Genomic DNA, 19,933 nt, shown 5'->3' with positions numbered 1-19,933 from the left:
CTGCCCGTCAGACTCCTACGTCGCGCCGGTCGAAGGCGAGGACCGCGGTGAGCGCCAGCACGACCGCCGCCCCCGCCAGCACAACGTAGTCCCATGTGGGCAGCCCCTGGTAGACGGGCCGGCCCTCGGCGTAGTAGTGGAACGGCGAGAGCCACCTGAGCCAGGAGATCGCCTCGACGTTCCTGCCGACGGTCACGACCATGTAGCCGGCGACCGCCCAGGCTCCGACGACGGCCATGGCCGGAGCCCTGCGGCCGGTCGCCGCGCCGACGGTCACCGTGACCGTGCCGAAGAAGACGGCGAGCAGGAAGACGCCGGTGTGGGCGGCGAGGATGCGGTCCACGGCGACGCCGAGGTCGATCGACCGGGCGACGGCCACGAGGACCGCGCAGGTGATCACGGCGATCAGGAGGAGAGCCACGACCATCGCGGCGTAGCGCTCCAGCAGCAGCCGTTTGCGGTCGACGGGCAGTGTGATCGTCAGCTCCAGCGTGCCGGACTCCTCGGGCTGGGCGACGGCCCGGTTGCCGAGGATCATCGCGCACACGATGAACATGACCGGGACGAGCAGCTGGTAGACGACGGTCTGGAGGTAGCCGGAGGCGGTGGCGATGTCCTCCATGCCGCCCATGATGTCGCGCAGCGCGCCCGGCGACTTGGCCAGCGCCTGCTTGCTGAGGGTCCCGGGGTCCTCGCGCAGGCTGGCGTAGATGCTGACGTACATGGTCAGGAACAGGCTGATGCCGATCGTCCAGCCGACGAACGACCTGCGGTACTCACCCAGGGCCTTGGCGATCATGACGCCTCGCTGTAGTAGGTCAGGAAGATCTCTTCGAGGTCGGGCTCCGAGCTGACGAGGTGCACGACGGTGAAGCGCGCCGCCGCCTTGATCAGCGCGTCGGGGCGGCCGTCGATCGTGCAGGCCAGCGCGGCGCCGCGGATGCTGAGCTCCCGCACACCCGGCAGGCCGTCGAACGCCTCGGCCGGCACCGGCGCGTCGAAGTGCAACTCCACCCGGCGCACCGCCTTCTCCCGCAGCGCCGAGACGTCCTCCACCGCGACCAGGCGGCCCTCGCGTACGATGCCGACCCGGTCGGAGACCTGCTCCACCTCGGCCAGCACGTGCGAGGACATGAGCACGGTCCGCCCCGACACGCGCACCTCGCGCACCATCGACAGGAACTCCCGCTGCAGCAGCGGGTCGAGGCCGCTGGTCGGCTCGTCCAGGATCAGGAACTCCGGTTCGTGCATGAACGCCTGGATGAGCCCGACCTTCTGCTTGTTGCCCTTGGAGAGCTTGCGCATCGGCACCGCCAGGTCCGCGTCGAGCCGCTCGGCCAGTTCCTCGATCCGCTTGGGCGGTACGCCGCCGCGGATCCTGCCCAGGAAGCGCAGGTAGTCGCGGGCCTTCTCGCGGCCCTCCAGGACCAGTTCGCCGGGCAGGTAGCCGATCCTGGCGCGGGCGGCGGGCTCGCGGGAGCCGTACCCGAGGACCCGGACTGTGCCCCTGGTCGGCCGGATCACGTCGAGGAGCAGGCGGATGGTGGTCGTTTTCCCTGCCCCGTTCGGGCCCAGGTAGCCGAAGACCTCGCCGGGACGGATCTCCAGCGTCAGGTCCTCCAGGCCGCGGCGCGCCCGGTAGTACTTCGTCAGCCCTTCGGCTTCCACGACTGCTGTCATGTCCCGGATGCTCCTCCGCCGCGGGGCCCGGCGTCATCACACGAGTCCGGCAGTCGCGGAGCCTGCTCGATTCCGTCTTCCGGCAATAATGTTGCCTTCGTGGAGACGGCATTCGTGCTCGGCGGCGGCGGGCTGCTCGGCGCTCACGAGGTGGGCATGCTCAGGGCGCTCGACGAGGCGGGCGTGCGCCCCGACGTGGTGCTCGGCACCTCGATCGGCGCGCTCAACGGCGCGGTGCTGGCCGCCGACCCCGATCGCGCGGTCGAACGGCTGACCACCCTGTGGTCGTCCGACGTCGTCCGTACGGCTTTCGCCGGCTCATGGGTCTCGCGGCTGTCCACCCTGGCCAGGACCGGCACCCACCTGCATCCGGCCGGGCCGCTGCGGCGGATGCTGGCGGCCACGCTCGGGGTGGATCGGATCGAGGATCTGGCGGTGCCGTTCCAGTGTGTGGCGGCCTCGGTGGAGCGGGCGGCGGCGCACTGGTTCACCGGCGGGCCGCTGGTGGACGCGGTGCTCGCCTCGTGCGCGGTGCCGGGGTTGCTGCCGCCGGTGGACGTGGGCGGTGAGCACTTCTTCGACGGGGGGCTGGTGCACAGCATTCCGGTCGGGCGGGCCGTACATCTGGGGGCTCATCGGGTTTTCGTGCTTCATGTCGGGCGGATCGAGCGCCCGCTCAGCGCGCCGACGCGGCCGTGGGAGGTGGGGATGGTGGCCTTCGAGATCGCGCGCCGGCACCGGTTCGCCGAGGAGATGGCGAACCTGCCGCCGGGCGTGGAGGTGCACGTGCTGCCGGCGGGCGCGCCGGAGCCGGTCTCTCCACTCCGTTATCGGGACGCTTCGCTTATTTCGGCTTATGTCGAGCGCGCTTATAAGGCTTCTTCCCGATATTTGGCTTCAAGAGGAGGATGAAAGCGTGCCCCCACGCATCCTGCGGCGCCTCATCCTCGCACCCCTGGTCATCGTGCTGACCGTCGTGGTCGTCGTCACGCTGCCGTTCTGGCTGGTGGTGGTGACGGTGGCCTCACTGCGCCTGCCACCGCCGCAGCGGCGCGGGGTGCGGCTCATCTGGTTCGCGGCGGCGTGGCTGGTGCTGGAGTGCGGCGCGCTGCTCGCCTGCTTCGCGCTGTGGGTCGCCGCGGGCTTCGGCGGGCGCCTGCGCAGGGACGAGTTCCAGACGCGCCACTACGCGCTGATCAGATGGTTTCTCGCCCGCGTGTACGGCACCGCCGAACGCGTCTTCCGCCTGACCGTCACCATCGCCGAACCCCCGCTGACCGAACAGGAGCAGGCCGCCCGGCTCACCCGCCCGGTCATCGTGCTCTCGCGCCACGCGGGCCCCGGCGACAGCTTCCTGCTGGTCCACCACCTGCTGGCGTTGTACCGGCGCAAGCCGCGCATCGTCATGAAGGCGGCCCTGCAGTACGACCCCTCGCTGGACGTCCTCGTCAACCGCCTGCCCAACGCCTTCGTCCCGCGCCGGGTGACCGAGAGCGGCATCCTGGACGAGATCACCCGCCTGTCCTCGACGATGGAGGACCACGACGCCCTGGTCATCTTCCCCGAAGGCGGAAACTTCACCCCGCGCCGCCGGCGCCTGGCCATCCGCCGCCTGGAGGAGAAGGGCCTGGCGGCCGAGGCCGAGCGGGCGCGCGGCCTCGACCACCTGCTGCCGCCCCGGCCGGGCGGGGCGATCGCCGCCATCGAGGCCTGCCCGTCGGCCGACGTCATCTTCGTCGCCCACACCGGCCTTGACGACCTCGTCACCGTCGGCGACATCTGGCGCCGGCTCCCCCTGGAGGCGAAGATCACCGCCCAGTGGTGGCGGGTACCGGCCGCGGAGATCCCGCGCGAACGCGAGGAACGCATCCGCTGGCTCTACGACCAATGGGAGAACATCGACGACTGGATCGCCGCCCAGAAGGTGGCCGGCTAGGACCGGCGGGCCCGGTTGTTCGCGATCAGCTCGTGGTGGCGCACGACTTCGGCGATGATGAAATTAAGAAAGCGCTCCGCGAATACCGGGTCGAGTTTCGATTGTTCCGCCAGGCTGCGCAGCCGCGTAATCTGCCGCTTCTCGCGCTCGGGATCGGCGGGCGGCAGGCTGTATTCCGCCTTCAGTTTCCCGACTTCCTGCGTGCATTTGAACCGCTCCGCGAGCAGGTGCACCAGGGCGGCGTCGAGATTGTCGATACTGTCACGGAGCCGCTGCAGCTCCTTTTGCACGAATTCCCGGTCACCGTCCATCAACAATTCCTCATTCCCTGCTGGTGAAATCCCAATTCAGGGAGCTTACTACCATGTCCGTATGAGCACGCACGGCTTCGTCCTCACCGCCGAGGGCCCCTTCGACTTCGCCGAGTCCCTGCGCTTCGTCGAGGACTGGCCCGCCACCAGCACGCTCGCGCCCAGCGACGGCACGGCCCTGCGCTTCGCCTACAACGCGGAGTCCGACTGGCGGCCCATCGGCGTGAGCGTGCGCGCGGCGCCCGGCGGCGTCGCCGTGGAGACCAGCCGTCCGGCCGGCCCGGCGATCCGCGCCGAGATCGCCCGCATCCTCTCCCTCGACGTCGACGGCACCGGCTTCGCCGCGCTGGCCGCCGCAGACCCGGTGCTCGGCGACGTCCTGCGCCTGCGTCCCGGACTGCGGCCGGTGTGCTTCTGGAGCCCATGGGAGGCGGCGTGCTGGGCGGTGATCGTGCAGCGCTCCTCGATGCACGTCGCCGCGCGCATCAAGCAGCGCATCGCCGAGCGGTACGGCGCCACGCTCGACGTCGACGGCCATCCCTGCGTGGCCTTCCCTCCCCCGATCTCCCTGGTGGAGGCCGGCGGGCTCGGCCTGCCCGTACGCAAGGAGGAATGGATCCACGACCTGGCCAGGGCCGCGCTCGACGGCGTCCTCACCACCGAGCACCTGCGCGGCCTGCCGCCGTCCGAGGCGCTCGCGGAACTGCGGACGCTGCCCGGCGTCGGGCCGTTCACCGCCGGGCTCATCCTGATCCGCGGCGCGGGCGCGCCCGACGCCTTCCCCGGTGACGAGCCCCGGTTGTTCGCGATCCTGCGCGAGGCGTACGGCCTGCCGGAGGACGCCCCGCCCACCGCCTACCGGAAGATCGCCGACTCGTGGCGCCCCTACCGGTCGTGGGCTTCCTTCCACTTCCGCGCCACCGGATATCAGGTGCGTTAGCCGCCGGAGGACTCGTACGCTGGCCTGCCATGGACCAGTTCCTGAACGTCGTGGACGTCGAGGCGACCTGCTGGCCGGGCTCCCCGCCGCCGGGCATGGTCAGCGAGATCATCGAGATCGGCCTGACCGTCGTGGACCTGGCGGCCGGCGAGCGCGTGGCCCGGCACGGCATCGTGGTGAAGCCCGTCCGCTCCACCGTCAGCCCGTTCTGCACGGAGCTGACCGGCCTGACCCAGGAGGAGGTCGACCGGGGCGTGCCGTTCGCCGAGGCCTGCCGCCTCCTGCGCGCCGACCACCTGTCGTACGCGCGCCCGTGGGCGAGCTGGGGCGACTACGACCGCAAGCAGTTCACCCGGCAGTGCGCCACCACCGGCGTCCGCTACCCCTTCTCCCACGACCACACCAACGCCAAGCTGGCCTTCACCCAGGCCCATGGCCTGCGCAAACGCCCCGGCATGGCGCAGGCGCTGGCCATCGCGGGACTCCCCCTAGACGGCCGTCACCACCGGGGCGAGGACGACGCGTGGAACATCGCCGCCCTCATCCTCCACCTGGCGTCCCGGTTCCCCCCGGCGGCAGGAGCGGAACGTCACCAGGACCGTGCTCGATGAGGCGCATCATCGCGCCGACGTCCAGATGGTGTTCGACCAGGTCGCCCAGCGCGTCCAGGCGCTCCTCGCGCAGCACGGCGAAGCTGACGCCGGGGTCCGGGGCGAAGGCGCGCCCGGCGCGCGCGGCCACGTCCGCGAGGAAGGCCCGGCGGAAGCCGTCGTTCTCCAGGGCGCCGTGCCAGGTGGTGCCCCAGACGTCGCCGACGCGGCAGCCGTCCAGGAAGGGCTCGCCGCCCTCGACGGCGGCCACGCCGTGGTGGATCTCGTAGGCGCTCACGGGCTGTCCGTAGGCCTGGCCGGTGGGGCGGGCGAGCGTCTTCTCCGGCCGGAACGTGACGGTCACCGGAAGTAGCCCGAGCCCCGGGACGTGGCCGGCGCCGGACTCCACGCCGTCGTGGATGTCGCGGGCGAGCATCTGGAAGCCGCCGCAGATGCCCAGCACCGGCCCCTTTCTCTCCTGTACGGCACGCGCCAGCCCGGTCTCCCGCAGCCAGGCGAGGTCGGAGACCGTGGCACGGGAGCCGGGCAGCACCACGAGGTCGGCGTCGTCCAGTTCGGCGGGGTCGGTGACGAAGCGGACGACCACGCCGGGCTCGGCGGCCAGGGCGTCCAGGTCGGTGAAGTTGGAGATCCGGGGCAGCCGGACCACGGCCACGCGCAGGGTCTGCCTGCCGTACGGGCCGCGGGTGACGACGCGGCGGTTGTCCAGGGCCAGGGAGTCCTCGACGTCGAGCCAGAGCCCGTCGAGCCAGGGCAGCACGCCGTAGACGGGACGTCCGGTCAGCGTGTGGAGGGTGTCCAGCCCGGGTTGCAGGAGTTCGACCGCTCCGCGGAACTTATTGACGATAAATCCGGAAATATGGGCTTGGTCGGCGGCGTCCAGCAGCGCCACCGTCCCGTAGAAGGCGGCGAACACCCCGCCCCGGTCGATGTCGCCCACCACCACGACCGGCAGCCCCGCCGCCCTGGCCAGGCCCATGTTCGCGATGTCACCGGCCCGCAGGTTGATCTCGGCCGGGCTGCCCGCCCCTTCGCAGATCACCACGTCGTGGGCGGCGCGCAGCCGTTCCAGCGACTCCAGGGCCTTCTCCCGCAGCATGTCCTTGAGCGCCCCGTACTCCAGCGCGTCCACGTCCGTCAGCGGCCGGCCCATGAGGACCACCTGGCTGCGCCGGTCGCTGCCCGGCTTGAGCAGGATGGGGTTCATGTCCGCGACCGGCTCCAGCCGGGCCGCCCTCGCCTGAACCTCCTGCGCCCGTCCGATCTCGGCGCCCCCGGCGGTGACGAAGGAGTTCAGGGACATGTTCTGCGCCTTGAACGGCGCCACCTTCACACCCTGGCGGACCAGCCACCGGCAGATGCCCGCGGTCACCACGCTCTTTCCCGCGTCCGACGTCGTCCCCGCCACCAGCAACGCACCCTTCACCGCGGCATTTTTTCACACCTGCCCCATTTACAGCGCACCGCCCTTCTAGAACAATCTCCTAGAACGTCGCTCTAAGAGAGGTGCCGCATGGTCGGGACGTTCGGATCACCACGAACCGGTGTGATCAACGCACAGGACCGCGCGCCGTACGGCTGGACGCCGCTCGTCGTCCTGTTCATCGTCGGCCTGGTCGACCGCATCGAGTTCAACCTGCTGTCGGGCGTCCTCCCCCTGGTCCAGGCGGAATGGGGCTTCTCCGACACCGCCGCCGGATCCATCCCCACCGCCGCCGCCCTCGCCGCCGCGGTGGTGGCCCTGCCCGCCGGGTACTTCGCCGACCGCTACAACCGCACCCGCATCCTCGCCGTCGTCGTCTTCTGCTGGGCGATCGCCACCCTCGGCTCCGGCCTCGCGACCGGATTCGCCATGTTCTACCTGATGCGTGTCTTCCTGGCCGCCGCGGAGAACATCGACAACCCCGCCGCCGGCAGCCTGCTCGCCGACTGGTATCCGCCGCTCTCGCGCGCCAAGGCGTACGGGCTCACGCGCGTCACCACCTATCTCGGCGGCATCGGAACCCTGCTCGGCGGCGTCCTCGGCCAGGCCATGGGCTGGCGCAACGCCTTCCTCGTCATGGTCATCCCGGGCGTGCTCACCGCGATCCTGTGCTGGATGCTGCGTGAGCCCAAACGCGGCGAACTCGACCGGCTGGTCGCGGGCGGCACCCCGGCCGAGACGGCGAAGGCGCCGAAGCAGCCGTTCTGGCCGCAGTTCCGCCTCGTGTTGCGCAACCCGACACTGATGTTCGTCTGCGTCGGCCTGGCCCTGCTCACGCTCGGCCTGGCCGGGATCTTCTTCTGGCTGCCCACGCTGATGGTGCGCGCGTTCGGCGCCACCCCGGCCACCGCCGGCTCCTACAGCGGCCTGATCACGGTCGCCGGCACGCTCGTCGGCACCCTGGTCGGCTCATGGCTCGGCCGCAAGTGGCACGGCACCGTCAAGGGCGGACGGCTGCTGGCCGGCGGCGGCGGGATCACGATCGGCGCCGCGGTCCTCGCCGCCGCCCTCTCCATGAACTCCCTGCTCGCCATGGCCGCGCTCACCCTGCTGGCCTGCTCGCTCATGTCGATCGCCATCCCGAACATGACCGCCTGCCTGGCCGACGTGGTCGGGGCGGGCTCGCGCGGGCTCGGCTTCGCCGTCCTTCAGGTGTTCACGACCGCGGGCGGCGCGTTCGGCTCGCTGATCGTGGGCATCTTCTCCGACCGGCTGGGCTCCCTGGTCGGCGGCATGTACGTGCTGATCGTGCCCATGGTCCTCGGCGGCCTGATCACGCTGGGCGCGCGGGCCTCCTTCGAGCGGGACGCCAAGAGGGTCCTCGACGAGGCCAGGGACGCATAGCCGCCAGCACCGCCAGCCCTGCGGCCGTGAAGCCCACCGCCCTGGTCAGCCGGACCGCGCGCCTGATGTCCCGGACCTCGGGCGCGCGGCCGTCGCCCATGGCCGGACGGTGTTCCGTCCGCCCGCCGTACACGTTGGTGCCGCCGAGCGTCACCCCGAGCGCGCCGGCGAAGGCCGCCTCGCACCGTCCCGCGTTCGGGCTCGGGTGCCGATGCCCATCCTTCCTCAGTACGGCCAGCGCCCCCGCCCGATCCGGCCCCACCGCCACGGTGATCAGCCCGGTCACCCGCGCCGGAACGTAGTTGGCCACGTCATCCAGCCGCGCCGCCGCCCAGCCGAACCGCTCGTACCTGGGCGAACGATGCCCGATCATCGCGTCCAAGGTGTTGATCGCCCGATAGGCCAGCAACCCGGGGATCCCCGCCACCGCACCCCAGAACAACGGCGCCACCACGGCGTCCGAGGTGTTCTCGGCCAGCGACTCCACCGTCGCCCTGGCCAGCTCCGGCTCCTCCAGCGCCGACGGGTCGCGCCCGCACAGGTGCGGCAGGCGGCGCCTGGCCCGCTCGACGTCCTTGTCCTCCAGGGCGCCGGCCATGTGGGCACCTTCGCGGGCCAGCGTCGTACCGCCGAGCACCGCCCAGGTCGCCGCCGCGGTGAGCGCGGTGCGGGCCAGGGGGTGGCGTACGCGCTCCGCCAGGATGCCGACGCCGGCGGCCGCGCCCACGCACAGGGCGACGTGGGCCACGCCGTTCGGGCGGGCGTCGCCGTACAGGCGCTTCTCCAGTGCGGCGGCGGCCCGGCCGAACAACGCGACCGGATGCCCGCGGCGCGGGTCTGCGAACACGGTGTCAAGCGCGACACCGAACGCGATACCAGCGGATCTAGACCAGATGTGCATGGAGTTCATCTTCGTGCACATCGAGCCAGGCGGCCGCCCGGCGGATGCGCTCACCGGCGCCGTCGGCCCACATCGCCGCCCAGGCGCCGCCCTGGTCGGCCCGCTTCCGCATCACGTCGTAGCTGCGGTGGAAGCGGAGCCTGGCCAGGTCGAGCAGTCGGCGCCGGTCCCGGGGCGGCAGGCCGTACGCGTCGCAGAAAAGACGAAGCCGGGCACCCACGTCCGCGCCGCGCAGGAGCGGATGGCGGTCCAGCGGATCGGCGATGGGCGCCCAGTGGCGCAGCGTGGTGACCACGTCGAACAGCCGCGTGGTGGGCCTGGCCTGGTCGAAGTCGATCAGCGCGACGGCGCTGCCACGATGAAAGATCGTGTTCTCCGGCCGTAAGTCACAGTGCCCGATGACTTCCGGAGCCCTGTCATCGTTGGACCCCTCGACCCACCCCTGGGCGGAGAACCCCTCGGTGGCGTCATGAAACCCCCGCAACAACTCCGCGAGACTCCGCAACCCATCCTCGGCCGCGTTGTGCACGGTGAGGCCGCAACTACCCGGAATGAAGGTGATGACCTCGCGGTCGAACTCGTCGAACCCCACCACCCGAGGCGCCCCGGCGAACCCCGAGGCCTCAAGGTGCCGCAGAAGGGCGTGCACGGCGGGCGTGGACGAGCTTTTCGGACGGCGGACCGTATCCCCGACCCGAACCACCCCGTCCGTCACGTCCCCGCCCCGCAGCGGTGTCTCATGCAGGAGCGTCGCGACCATGCAACGGCATCTTAGACCCCTTTAGACCGATCCCGCCTGGCTTTTTGTGTCGGACCACCGCCCCGGCGCCGCCTGCCCATAACGTGGCCCGTATGCCGATCCTGCTGTCCGTAGTGGCGTTCCTGATGACGCTCCTGGGCGGCCTGGTCGCACACCGCGTCCGCGAACGCCGCAACCTCGTCCTGGGCGCGGCCGCCGGCGTCATGCTCGGCGTGGTCGCCTTCGACCTCCTGCCGGAGGCGCTCTCCCTCGACACCGTAACCCTGCACGGCGTCCCCCTGCCCATGCTCACCTTCGCCGCCGGCTTCCTGGCCGTCCACATCGTGGAACGCGCCGTCGCCATGCACGACACGCACGAAGGCGACTACGCCGCCCACCGCCACACCCACGCCGGCATGGGCCTGGTGGCAGGCAGCGCGTTGGTGGTCCACAGCTTTCTGGACGGCGCCGCGATAGGCGCCGCCTTCCAAACCGACGCCGCCCTCGCCGTGGCGGTGGCCATAGGCGTCATCGCACACGACTTCACCGACGGCTTCAACACCTACACACTCACCACCCTGTACGGCAACGCCCGCCGCCGCGCCGTCATCCTCCTCACCCTGGACGCCATGGCCCCCATCGCCGGCGCCACCCTGACCACGCTGCTCCCCATCCCCAAGGGCCTGCTGGGCGCGTACCTGGGCCTGTTCGCCGGCTTCCTCCTGTACCTCGCCACCTCCCACATCCTCCCCGAAGCCCACACCCCCCGCCGATCCACCGGCCTGACCCTGACGGCTACGCTGGCGGGCACGCTGTTCATGTGGGCGGTGATCGGACTGACCGAGTGACACGGGCAAATCGAGTGCGTGACAACTCGCCGGATCATGCACAATAAGGCGGGAGCGCCCTTAGCTCAGCTGGATAGAGCATCGGACTTCTAATCCGACGGTCGCAGGTTCGAATCCTGCAGGGCGCGCTTAGATCATGGCGTTGACCTGCTGAAACATGCGCTTGGCCGCCCGAACAGAACATAGTTCCGGCCATTCCGTGCTCGCCCATACCAACCCTGTACACACCATGATCATCATGCCGCTCATCCCTTCCGCCACATGACGAACGGCTTCGCTCCGCCGTGATGCCAGCGCAGCGAAGCCGTCATCTCCCCCGGCCGAGTCGCCCCCTGGTTACACGCGAAGCTGCCGCAGAACGCCTCGGCCCTCGTCGTCGTCGCCCAGCAACAGCGCCGCGGTCTTCTCCGCCGCCGCTGACGAGTGAAGTTCGGTACCGCCGCATCGCCGGCTCCACCGGCTCTCCGGCCTTCTCGCTCAACCAGAGCAAGCCCGTCCTCGCCCAATCAAGATCGAGATAATCGGACGCCGCCACCGCGCCAAAGCTGACGACCCGCTCCAGCTGCGCTGATGAAACACGAGCGGCATCCAACTCAGCCAACGGCACCCGGGCTATCTGCAACCTCACAGCCATGCCTACAGTCTGACAACCTTTGCATACCTCACCCCACCAAGCCCAGAACCGGGCACGCCAGGTGGCACCAGAATTCGTTCGTACGAAACGGGCCGAAGATCGGCAAGCGGCACCAGAACTTACGCGAAGCCGGCTCTCAAACTCGCTCACAGAATCACATCACCGAAGGCCTCGAAAATGGTGACAGCCTGCTCTTGTGCGGTGATCGCCGCCGACCGGCGCGGTGGCCCTTATCCTGGAGGAATTCGTCCTATGACTGCATGAGTGGACAGCGCAGGAACCTCGGCGATCAGTTTGGAATGCGCACTTCGCAGGAAGTTGAGAATCTCACGAACCAACTCTTCGCGTCCTATGGATGCTTGCACGGGACGCTTCGAAGAACGCATCGCAACGAGATCGCCATTCTGGCGTAGATGAATAACCTCCTCGTTTTCGGTGAACCCAAACGCGGCATCTTCACCGGACGCGATGCGCTGCGCCGCGTGAGAAAGGGACAAAGCCAGATCAATGAGCGTAACAAATCCCTTCCTTGAGACGATCTCGATGCCATCAACCGTAAGTTCGAAGTTCACTCCAAAGTACTTGTAGCGGAGGTCCATTTCCGTGACGGCAGCCGGATCGATCTGCCTGGCGGTGTCCCAGGTCTTCCGCCAGGCCGAATCCGGATCTGGGAGATAAAAGGAGAGATTAATCATGCTTTTCCTTCGTCGCTGCCCATCTAGTAAGGAAACGCCGTCACGACTTTTCCGTCGTCCACGACGACGCGGACTCTAGTCAGCTCACCTCCGCCATTCTCCCGGCCCGCCCTTCCGACGGGAGTTCCGAAGTCCCATTCATACACCTGGCCGGGGCGCGCTGCGCCCGTATCGGGGTCCGGCGTATTAGGCTGGGGTGTTCCTCGGTTAATTGTGTCGGCTATTCGCTGGCGAACCTGCTTCGTCTTGCCGGTAAAGATTCCAGCCTTGCCAGTCACCAGGGCCCCACCCGGTCGGTGACGGTCGACGATGTGCTGCCAGTCGCCGTTTTCCAGAGCCTCGGTTCCACACAGGCCATTCGAGTTGTGGACGAGTACTGGCGTGGAGGCCGCCAGTACATAGTAGGTGTGGATGTCGGCGACTGCCAGATTGAAGACGCGCTGAGTGGTCGTCCACTTCTTGACCGCTTGAACCTGGACGTAGGTGCCGGTCGCGGTGCGGAGCCATGTACCGCTCCGCAAGTCGCCCGCGTCCACCCACTCACGGAGTGTGGGAACCCAGAACGGATGGCTCGCGGTGGCCGTGAGTGTCGTGGAACTTCCTCCACTGTCACCCGCTGAGCTCACACTGATGTGAACGAGGTTCTTCACAGCCTGGCTGGACAGGGGTTTCGTTACGACGCGGAAAGAGGTCTGTCCCGTTCCCGGGTCCGTGGCCAGGACCTTGTCGCCGGCTTTCACCTTCTCGATTGGTTTGGCGGTCCCATCCGCCATAAGGACTCGCGTACCAGGGACGAAGCTGCTGCATGCCTTCTTGCCAGCCTGCTTCGCGCCTGCCTTGATTGCGGCCCTGATTCCTGCCTTTAGGACACCGCCGATACCAGTTGCCAGATCGATGGCAATTCCAACGTCATCTGTCTCGACGGCCCGTCCTGAGCAGCGACCTCCCTGGCAACGCTTCGCGAATTCCTCCCTGTTGCGGAACGCCTCGCCAGCCTCCTTCTTGTCCCGGATGAGGGCATCCCGTGTGCGCACCCGAGCTCGTTCCGCTTCTCGCTTGCGTGCTCGCTCGTACTGCTGGTGCCGCTTCCGGTGGACTTTCTGTTCGGTCTTGGTCTTCTTCTTGCCGCTGGCGTGGTGGGTTTTGGCGAAGGTCTGGTTGGCGTTCTTCTGCTTGCCGCGGGCGTAGCCGTAGCTCTTGTCGCTGCTGCCGCCTCCTGCGTCGACGCGGCGTCCGTCGGGGTCGGATTGGTCGATGGGGTTGCCTGCGGCGTAGGAGTAGGGGTTGGCCCATTCGGGGGTGCGGAGGTCGAGTTCGGGGTCGGTGGAGATGAATTTGGCGATGGCGGGGTCGTAGTAGCGGGCGCCGAGGTAGACGAGGTCGGTGCTGGCGTCTTCGGTTTTGCCGAGGAAGCCGAGGTCGGTGAAGGGCAGGTCGTCGCCGCCGCGGCGTTTGCCGTACGGGAGGTAGCGTTCGCGGCTGACGGCGTTGGTGGTGTCGCTGACGGCGAGTTGGGTGCTGCCGTGCTGGCCGGTCAGCAGCCAGGTGAGGCCGCTGGATTGGCGCATGGCGATCTTGGAGCCGTCGGAGGTGGTGTAGTAGCGCTTGCCGGTGACCTGGCCGCCTGCCAGGCGCAGCTCCATCGAGCCGAGGTAGAGGGTGGTGCTGCCGTCGGGGTCGCGGCGGATGAGGCGTTCGCCGGCGGCGTCGTAGATCATGCCGGTGGTCTGGCTGTCGACGGTGGCGGCCGCGAGCTGCCCGAGTTCGTTCCAGTCGAAGGTGGCCTGTTTGTTGCCGACGGTGCGGGCGGCGAGTTGGCCGGCGTTGTCGTAGGCGTAGGTGTCGGTGCCACCGGGGCGGGTGATGGAGGTGACCGCGTTGGGGCGGACGGCGGTGGGGCCGGAGGCGGGGTAGGTGTAGGTTGCCGCCTGCCCGGCGTCGGTCAGGGTGGCGATATTGCCGACCGGGTCGTACGTGAAGGCCTGGCTGTAGGGGTCGGCGCCGAGGGCGTCGCCGGTGCCGGTGCAAGTTCCGGCGGTGGTGGTGTAGGCGGTCTTCAGACGGCGCAAGCCGTCGTAGGTGAAGCATTCGGCCTGGGGGGTGGTGGCGCTGGAGGCGGCGTCCAGGATGCGGGTGATGTTGCCGGCGACGTTGTAGCCGTAGCGGTCGTCCTGGACGGTGTCCGGGTTGGTGGTGTCGGCTTTGGTCTGGGTGTGGACGCGGGAGAGCCAGTCGGTGGCGCCGTCGCGTTCCAGGGTGCGCTTGAGTTTGCCGCCGGTGCCGTGTGAGCGTGAGGCGAGTTTGCCGGTGAGGGTGAAGGCGGTGTCGTGGACGTAGGTCCCGGCGGGTGAGGTGAGGTTCTTGGCGAAGCCGAGGTCGGTGTAGCCGTAGGTCAGCTTCTCCTCCGGCAGCCCACCGGCCGAGGGCAGAGTCTGCTCACGCAAGTTGCCCGCGGCATCGTAGGCGGAGGTCACGGCGTAGTCGCGGCCGAGAGCGCCCTCGCTGGCCGGGATGGTGACCTTGGAGCCGGTGACCTGGTAGTCGTCGTCGTAGGCGGTGACGGCCTGGGTGTAGGGCTGGCTGCCGGTGATGCGGGTGGAGGTGGCGGGCAGGCCCTTGGCGACGGTGTCGTAGGTCCATTCGGCGAGTTTGGTACCCGTGGTGGGCTCGCCTGACCATTGGGTGCGGCGGCGGCTGAGGTCGTCGTAGGTGTAGGAGACCTTCTGGCCCTTGCCGTTGATGCTCCACAGCAGGTTGCCGGCCGGGTCGTAGCCGTAGCTGGAGGTGCCGGCGTCGGGGTCGGTGGCGGCGGTGCGCTGGTCCTGCCAGTCGAAGGTGAAGGTACGGACGTTGCCCTTGGCGTCCGTCATCTTGGTCAGGTTGCCGGCCAGGTCGTAGACGTAGGTGGTGTCGTGGTGGGTCGTCGCGTCGGCCCACTCTTCGACCTTGACCGGTTGTGCGTCGATGTCGGTGATGGTGGCGGTCTTGCCGCCGAAGGGTGGGGTGACCTCGGTGCGTTCGGCGCCGGGGTAGCTGGTGGTGGTGCGCCGTAGTTCGGTGGCCAGGTTGTAGGCGATCGACGCGGTTTCGCGTTCCTGGTCGTCATAGACGGTTTTGGTCCACTGCGGCAGCGAGGTGAGCGCCGGGTTGACCAGACCGCTACCAGGCGTGCCAGTGTTGTGGGCAGGCTCGGAGACGGCGGCTTCCAGCCCGCGCGTGTCGTAGACGGTGGCGACCACGATCCGGCCGCCCTGAGGGGAGGCCGTCTGCGCTTCGCGCGTCCGGCCAAAGCCGTCCTCGTAGCTGTAGGTCGAGGTGTAGGTGCTGCCGGTCAGCAACTGCCGGATGGTGGTTTTGGTCGGGCCCGTCGGTTGGCCGAAGCCGTTCCAGGGGATGTCGTAGGCGGCGGTGGCGCTGGCGGGGCCGCTGCTGGGCTGTCCTGGTTTCCACAGTTTGGTGGTACGGCCCAGCGCGTCGTACTCGATCTCGGTGATCTTGCCGTTGGCGTCGGTGACCGAGGTCGGCTCTCCCAGCCGGTGGGAAAGCTTGGCGGTGCTCTGGTAGCCGAGCGGATCGGTGGTGGTGATGCCGTCCTTGGGCCAGCCCACCGTCGGCGTGTAAGTGGTGGTCGTGGTCTTGTTGAGGGCATCGGTCGAGGTCAGCGGCCTGCCGTACTCGTCGAAAGTGGCCTTGACCGTCGAGAGCGCAGACGCGCTGGTGTGGGTGCGGACCTCAGTGGGGTTGCCGTCGCTGGGCTTGTTCGTGGCCGGATCCGTGCCCGCGTCATACAGCGTGACTTGCCTGCCGAACAGGGCGCCCGCCGTGCAGTCGTCGCCCGCCCGTTCCTCGACCACGGATGGCAGGCTGACCAGGTACTGGCCGGGGTCGGTGTTGCGGGCATAGCTGGTGGTGGTGCACGTGTTGTCCGTCGTGAGGCCGTCCTGGCCGTAGTCGTTGACCTTGGACGGCTGGCCGTCGGCGTTGTAGTCGGTGCGCTGGTCGGTGTAGCGCCACGCGCCGGTGGTGATCTTGTCCCTGGCCCGGGTCCGGGTGCGTAACACCAGCGCGGGGTCCATCGTCAGGGGGCCGTTGCCGGTGTTGCGGATCGTGTACTCGTAGCGGGTCGAGTCCACCTCGGTGTAGGCGCGCGGGTTGAGCGCGGTCATCTTCCACGACTGCTCCTGCAGTACTTCGCCCTGCAGGAGCGGCGCGTCGGTGATCGTGGTGTTGTCGAAGTCGGTGACCTGGCCACCGGTACCGCGGAAGAACGACCGTGAGGTGACCGTGTAGCCGGACGGGTCATCGCCGGAACCCTGGACGGTTCGCACTTGGTGGTAGCCGCGCCACTCCGACTTGTCCGGTGCCTGGTTCGGCTGGGCGAACTGGGTTGGCTTGGTCCAGTTCGGGTTGCCGAGGAACTCGTAGGCGTTGACCATGTCCGGTGAGCCGCCGACCATGTCCCGCTCGACGACCTTGGTGGCGAGTTGCTTGTAGAAGCGCGTCCACGCCTCATAGCCGGAGCCGGGATCGCTGCCCATGTCCACGTCGTAGCAGTCGCCGACCTTGTCGCTCAGATAGTTCGACCCGTCGCGCCCCTTGCCGCCGCCACAGGGGTCGTTCTGCGCGTAGGTGACCTCGATCCGGCCGCCCATCCCGTTGGCGATGCCGGCGATACGTGGCACCATCCGCCACGACACCTGGTTGGGCCAGTCGGAGTTGGAGACGTAGTCCATCTTCCCGGCCAGCATCACCGCGTCGAAGTCCAGCGGCGGCAACGTCACCTGCGGGTCGGCCGCCAACCCGGTCTGCTGCACGGTGTCCAGCCACATCACCGAATCGGAGGCCGGGCCTTGATCGGTGCGCTGGTACATCCACGCGTGCGTCAAATCCAGCCGATCCACCGGATCCCACACGCCCGAGGTCGGGTTCAGCGATTCGGTCTGGATCGAGGCCAGCTTGCGCGTGGAATAGAACGCGACCGCCGCGTTCGTACACCCCACCACCTGCGTGCACAGCAGATCCGTCGGCACGTCATCGCCACCCCGCGTCGCGGTGACGAAGCTGGTGCGCGCCGTCGGCACACTACCCGCGACCTGACTGTTGTGCCCCCAGGCCACCTTGTCCAGGAACCCGCCGCGGTCATACTCCAGCACCTTGTACGTCTCGGCCGTACACGAGGGCATGCAGAAGTAGTTGATCTCCCTTGTATAGGTGTAGTCGATCACGTTCTCGTTGGAGTCGGCCTCCTGATCGAGGTTCCACCGCCACACCCCGGTACACGTGGGCGGAATCGCGCCGGTGGTGAACCGGTTGTTACACGGCTCCCCCGTCTCGCTGCCGACAAAGGGCACTTGCCACTGCGCCTCGCGGGTGTAGCCGAAGCGCCACACCTGCCCGTCCTGCGTAGTGATCTTCCAATAGGGTTGGCCGTCCGCCCCGCCGGCGACCTGCTCGATCCGCCACCCGAAATCCGGCACCGTCTTGAACGCGCCCGACGTACGATCCTTGACGATCTGCGCCGACCGACCACCCGCGCTCAGCACCAGCTCCGACTGCGACTTGTCACTGGTCGACCCATCGCCGTCGTTGTCATCAGGCGACTCCCAGCACAACGCCCGCCCCGACACGCTGGTGGCCGACTCACTCGCCGTCCACACCAACTCGGCGGTGTTCGGGTCATAGTAGAAGTCCACCGAACAGCGCCGATACCGGCGCTCGATGAACCCGGCGCTCAGATCCCAGCCCACCCCCACCATTCCGGACTGGTTGTTGGTCCAGTGCCCCTGACCATCCACCGACGAGGCGTCGTACTGCAGGGACAGATCCGGCCCGCCACCAGCGGCCGACGGCGGCTCCGGCAACGGCACGTCATAGTCGAACCCGCCACCCGACGTGCCCGCCTGCCAGGTGCCCGACGGCTTCAGATCCGTGGCGCCCCAGTTCCCGTTCGGCCCCGTCAGCCCCGCCGCCAGGACATACACCGATCCAGCCGCGAACTGCGCCGCCGCCGCGTCCTTCCCCCGCGCGGCAGCAGCAGCGGAATCGGCGGTAGCGGAGTTCGCCGGGGCGACCTCCACCTCAGCCGCCAGCGTGCCCGCCTTCACATCGTTGACCGCGGCGACCTCCTGCGGCGCGGCGAGACACCAGCGCGCACGCGGCACCTGCAACACGCACACCGGTAGCCGCACCACCTGCAACCGGCTGGCGAAATCTCCGCCAAAGGCGTCCCGGAAGGCGGCGTAGGAAAACTCCGCCCGAACCTTCCCGGCGGCTGACTCGCCATCGGCTCGTACTATCCGCGCACCGACGCCCACTCCGCCCAGCGACGCCACCGCATCCGCAGCCAGCGTCTCCACCACAACCTTGCCCGGGCTCCCGCCCTTGTCCCGGCCAGCGTCGACGTGACCGACCTTGACCGGCAACCCGCCAACTCCGACCAGCTCATTCCCGGACGGTAGTGCCACCTCGGCGCGTCCCGCCTTCGGCCACACCGGCTTCTTCGGGGCAACCCACCGCGCCGACACCTCCGCCCCCTTGGCGGCCTTCTTCACCTCCACGGGGCGCGCATCCACCGATTTCTCCGGGTCTGGGCCAGACGCGGCCGCCTCCTGCATCAGGATCTCCGGGACACCGATCCCCGAGATCACCAGCATCCCGATCAGACCGGCGATTAACGCCGCCAGCCACACCTGAGTCCGCTGAACCCGCATCCGAACCTCCGCCAAGGCACGCTGACGCAGACCTCGGGACAACGAGGTCATGCGCACGTAAAGCCGGAATAAGACGATCAATCGGACTGTCCGTGAAGATCCAGAAACGGTCAACCGCCAAGAACGTCACCTGCCCGATACGCATCGTCGGCCAAAGCGGCTGACTTTTCTCATGCACGCTGGTCAACCAACTATTTACTGTCGTTGTTGGCCGAACGCCCATCCGATGTGATCTGCATCACAGCCACTCGTCCTATGAAGAAGTCATACCTGAGCCGGACTTCGAATTTCGTGGCGGGCTCCACGTTCGATATCCACTGCGACCAGCAGCGTTTGGCCAACAGCGCGGGATCGCCCAGACAAGCTCATCAGAATCCTCCGGTGGTCAGCGGTCCGGCAGGTTCAGCAGGTCGAGGAACGCGGTCGCCGCCGGGGTGCGTCCGATGCCGCTCCAGATGAGGTACTCGACACGCATGGGTGCGTCGGTGATTTAGATGGGGGCCAGACCGGTCAAGTGCGGGACGTAGGCCGAGGGCAGCAAGGCGATCGCCACCCCCTTCCGCACGAGCCGGGCCATCATGAAGTCTGCCGTGGTGACCTCGAAGGCGACCTCACGGCTCAGACCCGCGGCGCGAACGCCTCGTCCGACTGCGCCCGCGCGGCCGAGTGTGGCGGTAGGTCGATGAAGGTCTCGGTCGAGAGCCGGGCGAGGTCGACGGCCGATTCGCCCGCCAGCGGGTGGTCAGGGGCGACGACAGCGATCAGTCGGTCCCGGGCGAGTTCGCGGGCGTTGACGCCCACCGGTCGCGCGCTGGTGGGCAACTTGAGAAAGGCGACTTCGATCTTGCCCTGTCTGACCTGATTCCGTTTCGGTGTTTCCACGAGGTTTCGGTTCGGCCGTCCTCGGTTTGTCTGCGCTGGACGAACCGGGGTCACCGCTTCGTTCTGCTACCAGACGCGTGTGCTGTTCACGCAGCCCTTCTTCGCGGGCGAGTCTCCTTGCCTCATACTGAGCCGTTTTCATCCCCGTGCGGTGACTGCTGATCACAACATGATCGCAAGGTCGACATTCGTCTGATGACATGGCGAAACCCCTGGTAG

At 68.4% G+C, this 19,933-nt stretch carries 15 protein-coding genes and 1 tRNA gene; 7 read left to right on the top strand and 9 right to left on the bottom strand.

All coding sequences use genetic code 11. From position 1 onward, the window contains the following. Window positions 1-7 precede the first annotated feature (7 nt). Entirely contained in the window at window positions 8-799 is a 792-nt protein-coding gene (locus ACIBKY_RS46710; RefSeq protein ID WP_397107688.1) for an ABC transporter permease subunit, read from the bottom strand. Next, entirely contained in the window at window positions 796-1,680 is an 885-nt protein-coding gene (locus ACIBKY_RS46705) for an ABC transporter ATP-binding protein (RefSeq protein WP_397107686.1), read from the bottom strand. Before ACIBKY_RS46705 ends, ACIBKY_RS46710 begins: the two co-directional genes overlap by 4 nt. A 99-nt stretch (window positions 1,681-1,779) precedes the next feature. On the opposite strand from ACIBKY_RS46705, the gene ACIBKY_RS46700 reads away from it, so the two are divergent. Together ACIBKY_RS46700 and ACIBKY_RS46695 are read left to right on the top strand one after the other, a co-directional pair. Then, window positions 1,780-2,592, top strand: coding sequence for a patatin-like phospholipase family protein (locus ACIBKY_RS46700; RefSeq protein ID WP_397107685.1), 813 nt, complete (start codon window positions 1,780-1,782; stop codon window positions 2,590-2,592). Window positions 2,593-2,596: 4 nt separating this feature from the next. Next, window positions 2,597-3,616 carry a 1-acyl-sn-glycerol-3-phosphate acyltransferase gene (locus tag ACIBKY_RS46695; protein WP_397107683.1) on the top strand — a complete coding sequence of 340 codons (1,020 nt, stop codon included), beginning with the start codon at window positions 2,597-2,599 and terminating at the stop codon, window positions 3,614-3,616. Here ACIBKY_RS46695 and ACIBKY_RS46690 read toward each other — a convergent pair. Further along, entirely contained in the window at window positions 3,613-3,927 is a 315-nt protein-coding gene (locus tag ACIBKY_RS46690) for a chorismate mutase (RefSeq protein ID WP_184959739.1), read from the bottom strand. The two genes, ACIBKY_RS46695 and ACIBKY_RS46690, sit on opposite strands and share 4 nt — an antisense overlap. A gap of 61 nt (window positions 3,928-3,988) precedes the next feature. Here ACIBKY_RS46690 and ACIBKY_RS46685 point away from each other — a divergent pair, with 61 nt between their 5' ends. Beyond that, a complete protein-coding gene (locus ACIBKY_RS46685) occupies window positions 3,989-4,867 on the top strand; it encodes a DNA-3-methyladenine glycosylase family protein (RefSeq protein ID WP_397107681.1) in 879 nt (292 codons plus the stop codon). Between the two features lie 29 nt (window positions 4,868-4,896). Further along, window positions 4,897-5,478 carry an exonuclease domain-containing protein gene (locus ACIBKY_RS46680; protein ID WP_397107680.1) on the top strand — a complete coding sequence of 194 codons (582 nt, stop codon included), beginning with the start codon at window positions 4,897-4,899 and terminating at the stop codon, window positions 5,476-5,478. On the opposite strand, the gene ACIBKY_RS46675 is transcribed toward ACIBKY_RS46680, so the two are convergent. Continuing rightward, complete coding sequence (locus ACIBKY_RS46675; RefSeq protein WP_397107678.1) at window positions 5,408-6,904, bottom strand: cobyric acid synthase; 1,497 nt, start codon at window positions 6,902-6,904, stop codon at window positions 5,408-5,410. The two genes, ACIBKY_RS46680 and ACIBKY_RS46675, sit on opposite strands and share 71 nt — an antisense overlap. 120 nt (window positions 6,905-7,024) lie before the next feature. Between ACIBKY_RS46675 and ACIBKY_RS46670 the strand changes: the two genes are divergently transcribed. Then, complete coding sequence (locus ACIBKY_RS46670) at window positions 7,025-8,305, top strand: MFS transporter (RefSeq protein ID WP_397107676.1); 1,281 nt, start codon at window positions 7,025-7,027, stop codon at window positions 8,303-8,305. On the opposite strand, the gene ACIBKY_RS46665 is transcribed toward ACIBKY_RS46670, so the two are convergent. Beyond that, window positions 8,235-9,206 carry a cobalamin biosynthesis protein gene (locus ACIBKY_RS46665; protein WP_397107675.1) on the bottom strand — a complete coding sequence of 324 codons (972 nt, stop codon included), beginning with the start codon at window positions 9,204-9,206 and terminating at the stop codon, window positions 8,235-8,237. The two genes, ACIBKY_RS46670 and ACIBKY_RS46665, sit on opposite strands and share 71 nt — an antisense overlap. Beyond that, window positions 9,190-9,966, bottom strand: coding sequence for a phosphotransferase (locus ACIBKY_RS46660; protein WP_397107673.1), 777 nt, complete (start codon window positions 9,964-9,966; stop codon window positions 9,190-9,192). The genes ACIBKY_RS46665 and ACIBKY_RS46660 overlap by 17 nt, the downstream gene beginning before the upstream one ends. Before the next feature lie 92 nt (window positions 9,967-10,058). Between ACIBKY_RS46660 and ACIBKY_RS46655 the strand changes: the two genes are divergently transcribed. Together ACIBKY_RS46655 and ACIBKY_RS46650 are read left to right on the top strand one after the other, a co-directional pair. Beyond that, the gene (locus ACIBKY_RS46655; RefSeq protein ID WP_397107671.1) at window positions 10,059-10,793 is read left to right on the top strand and encodes a ZIP family metal transporter; all 735 of its coding nucleotides are present in this window, start codon (window positions 10,059-10,061) and stop codon (window positions 10,791-10,793) included. Window positions 10,794-10,847: 54 nt separating this feature from the next. Then, a tRNA-Arg gene (locus ACIBKY_RS46650) sits at window positions 10,848-10,921 on the top strand. A 736-nt stretch (window positions 10,922-11,657) separates the two neighbouring features. On the opposite strand, the gene ACIBKY_RS46645 is transcribed toward ACIBKY_RS46650, so the two are convergent. The 3 genes from ACIBKY_RS46645 to ACIBKY_RS46635 all read right to left on the bottom strand — a co-directional run bounded on the left by ACIBKY_RS46645 (window position 11,658) and on the right by ACIBKY_RS46635 (window position 19,714). Then, entirely contained in the window at window positions 11,658-12,122 is a 465-nt protein-coding gene (locus tag ACIBKY_RS46645; RefSeq protein ID WP_397107669.1) for a hypothetical protein, read from the bottom strand. A gap of 23 nt (window positions 12,123-12,145) precedes the next feature. Beyond that, complete coding sequence (locus tag ACIBKY_RS46640; protein WP_397107668.1) at window positions 12,146-18,832, bottom strand: polymorphic toxin-type HINT domain-containing protein; 6,687 nt, start codon at window positions 18,830-18,832, stop codon at window positions 12,146-12,148. A 618-nt stretch (window positions 18,833-19,450) separates the two neighbouring features. Beyond that, on the bottom strand, window positions 19,451-19,714 hold the full coding sequence (locus ACIBKY_RS46635; protein WP_397107666.1) for a LysR substrate-binding domain-containing protein: 264 nt from the start codon (window positions 19,712-19,714) through the stop codon (window positions 19,451-19,453). Between the last annotated feature and the right edge of the window lie 219 nt (window positions 19,715-19,933).

Origin of the sequence: Nonomuraea sp. NPDC050394, assembly GCF_044459065.1 — a bacterium.
Classification (GTDB): domain Bacteria; phylum Actinomycetota; class Actinomycetes; order Streptosporangiales; family Streptosporangiaceae; genus Nonomuraea.
The sequence above is the reverse complement of the archived record's forward strand: the minus strand, read 5'-3'. Positions and strand labels throughout refer to the sequence as shown.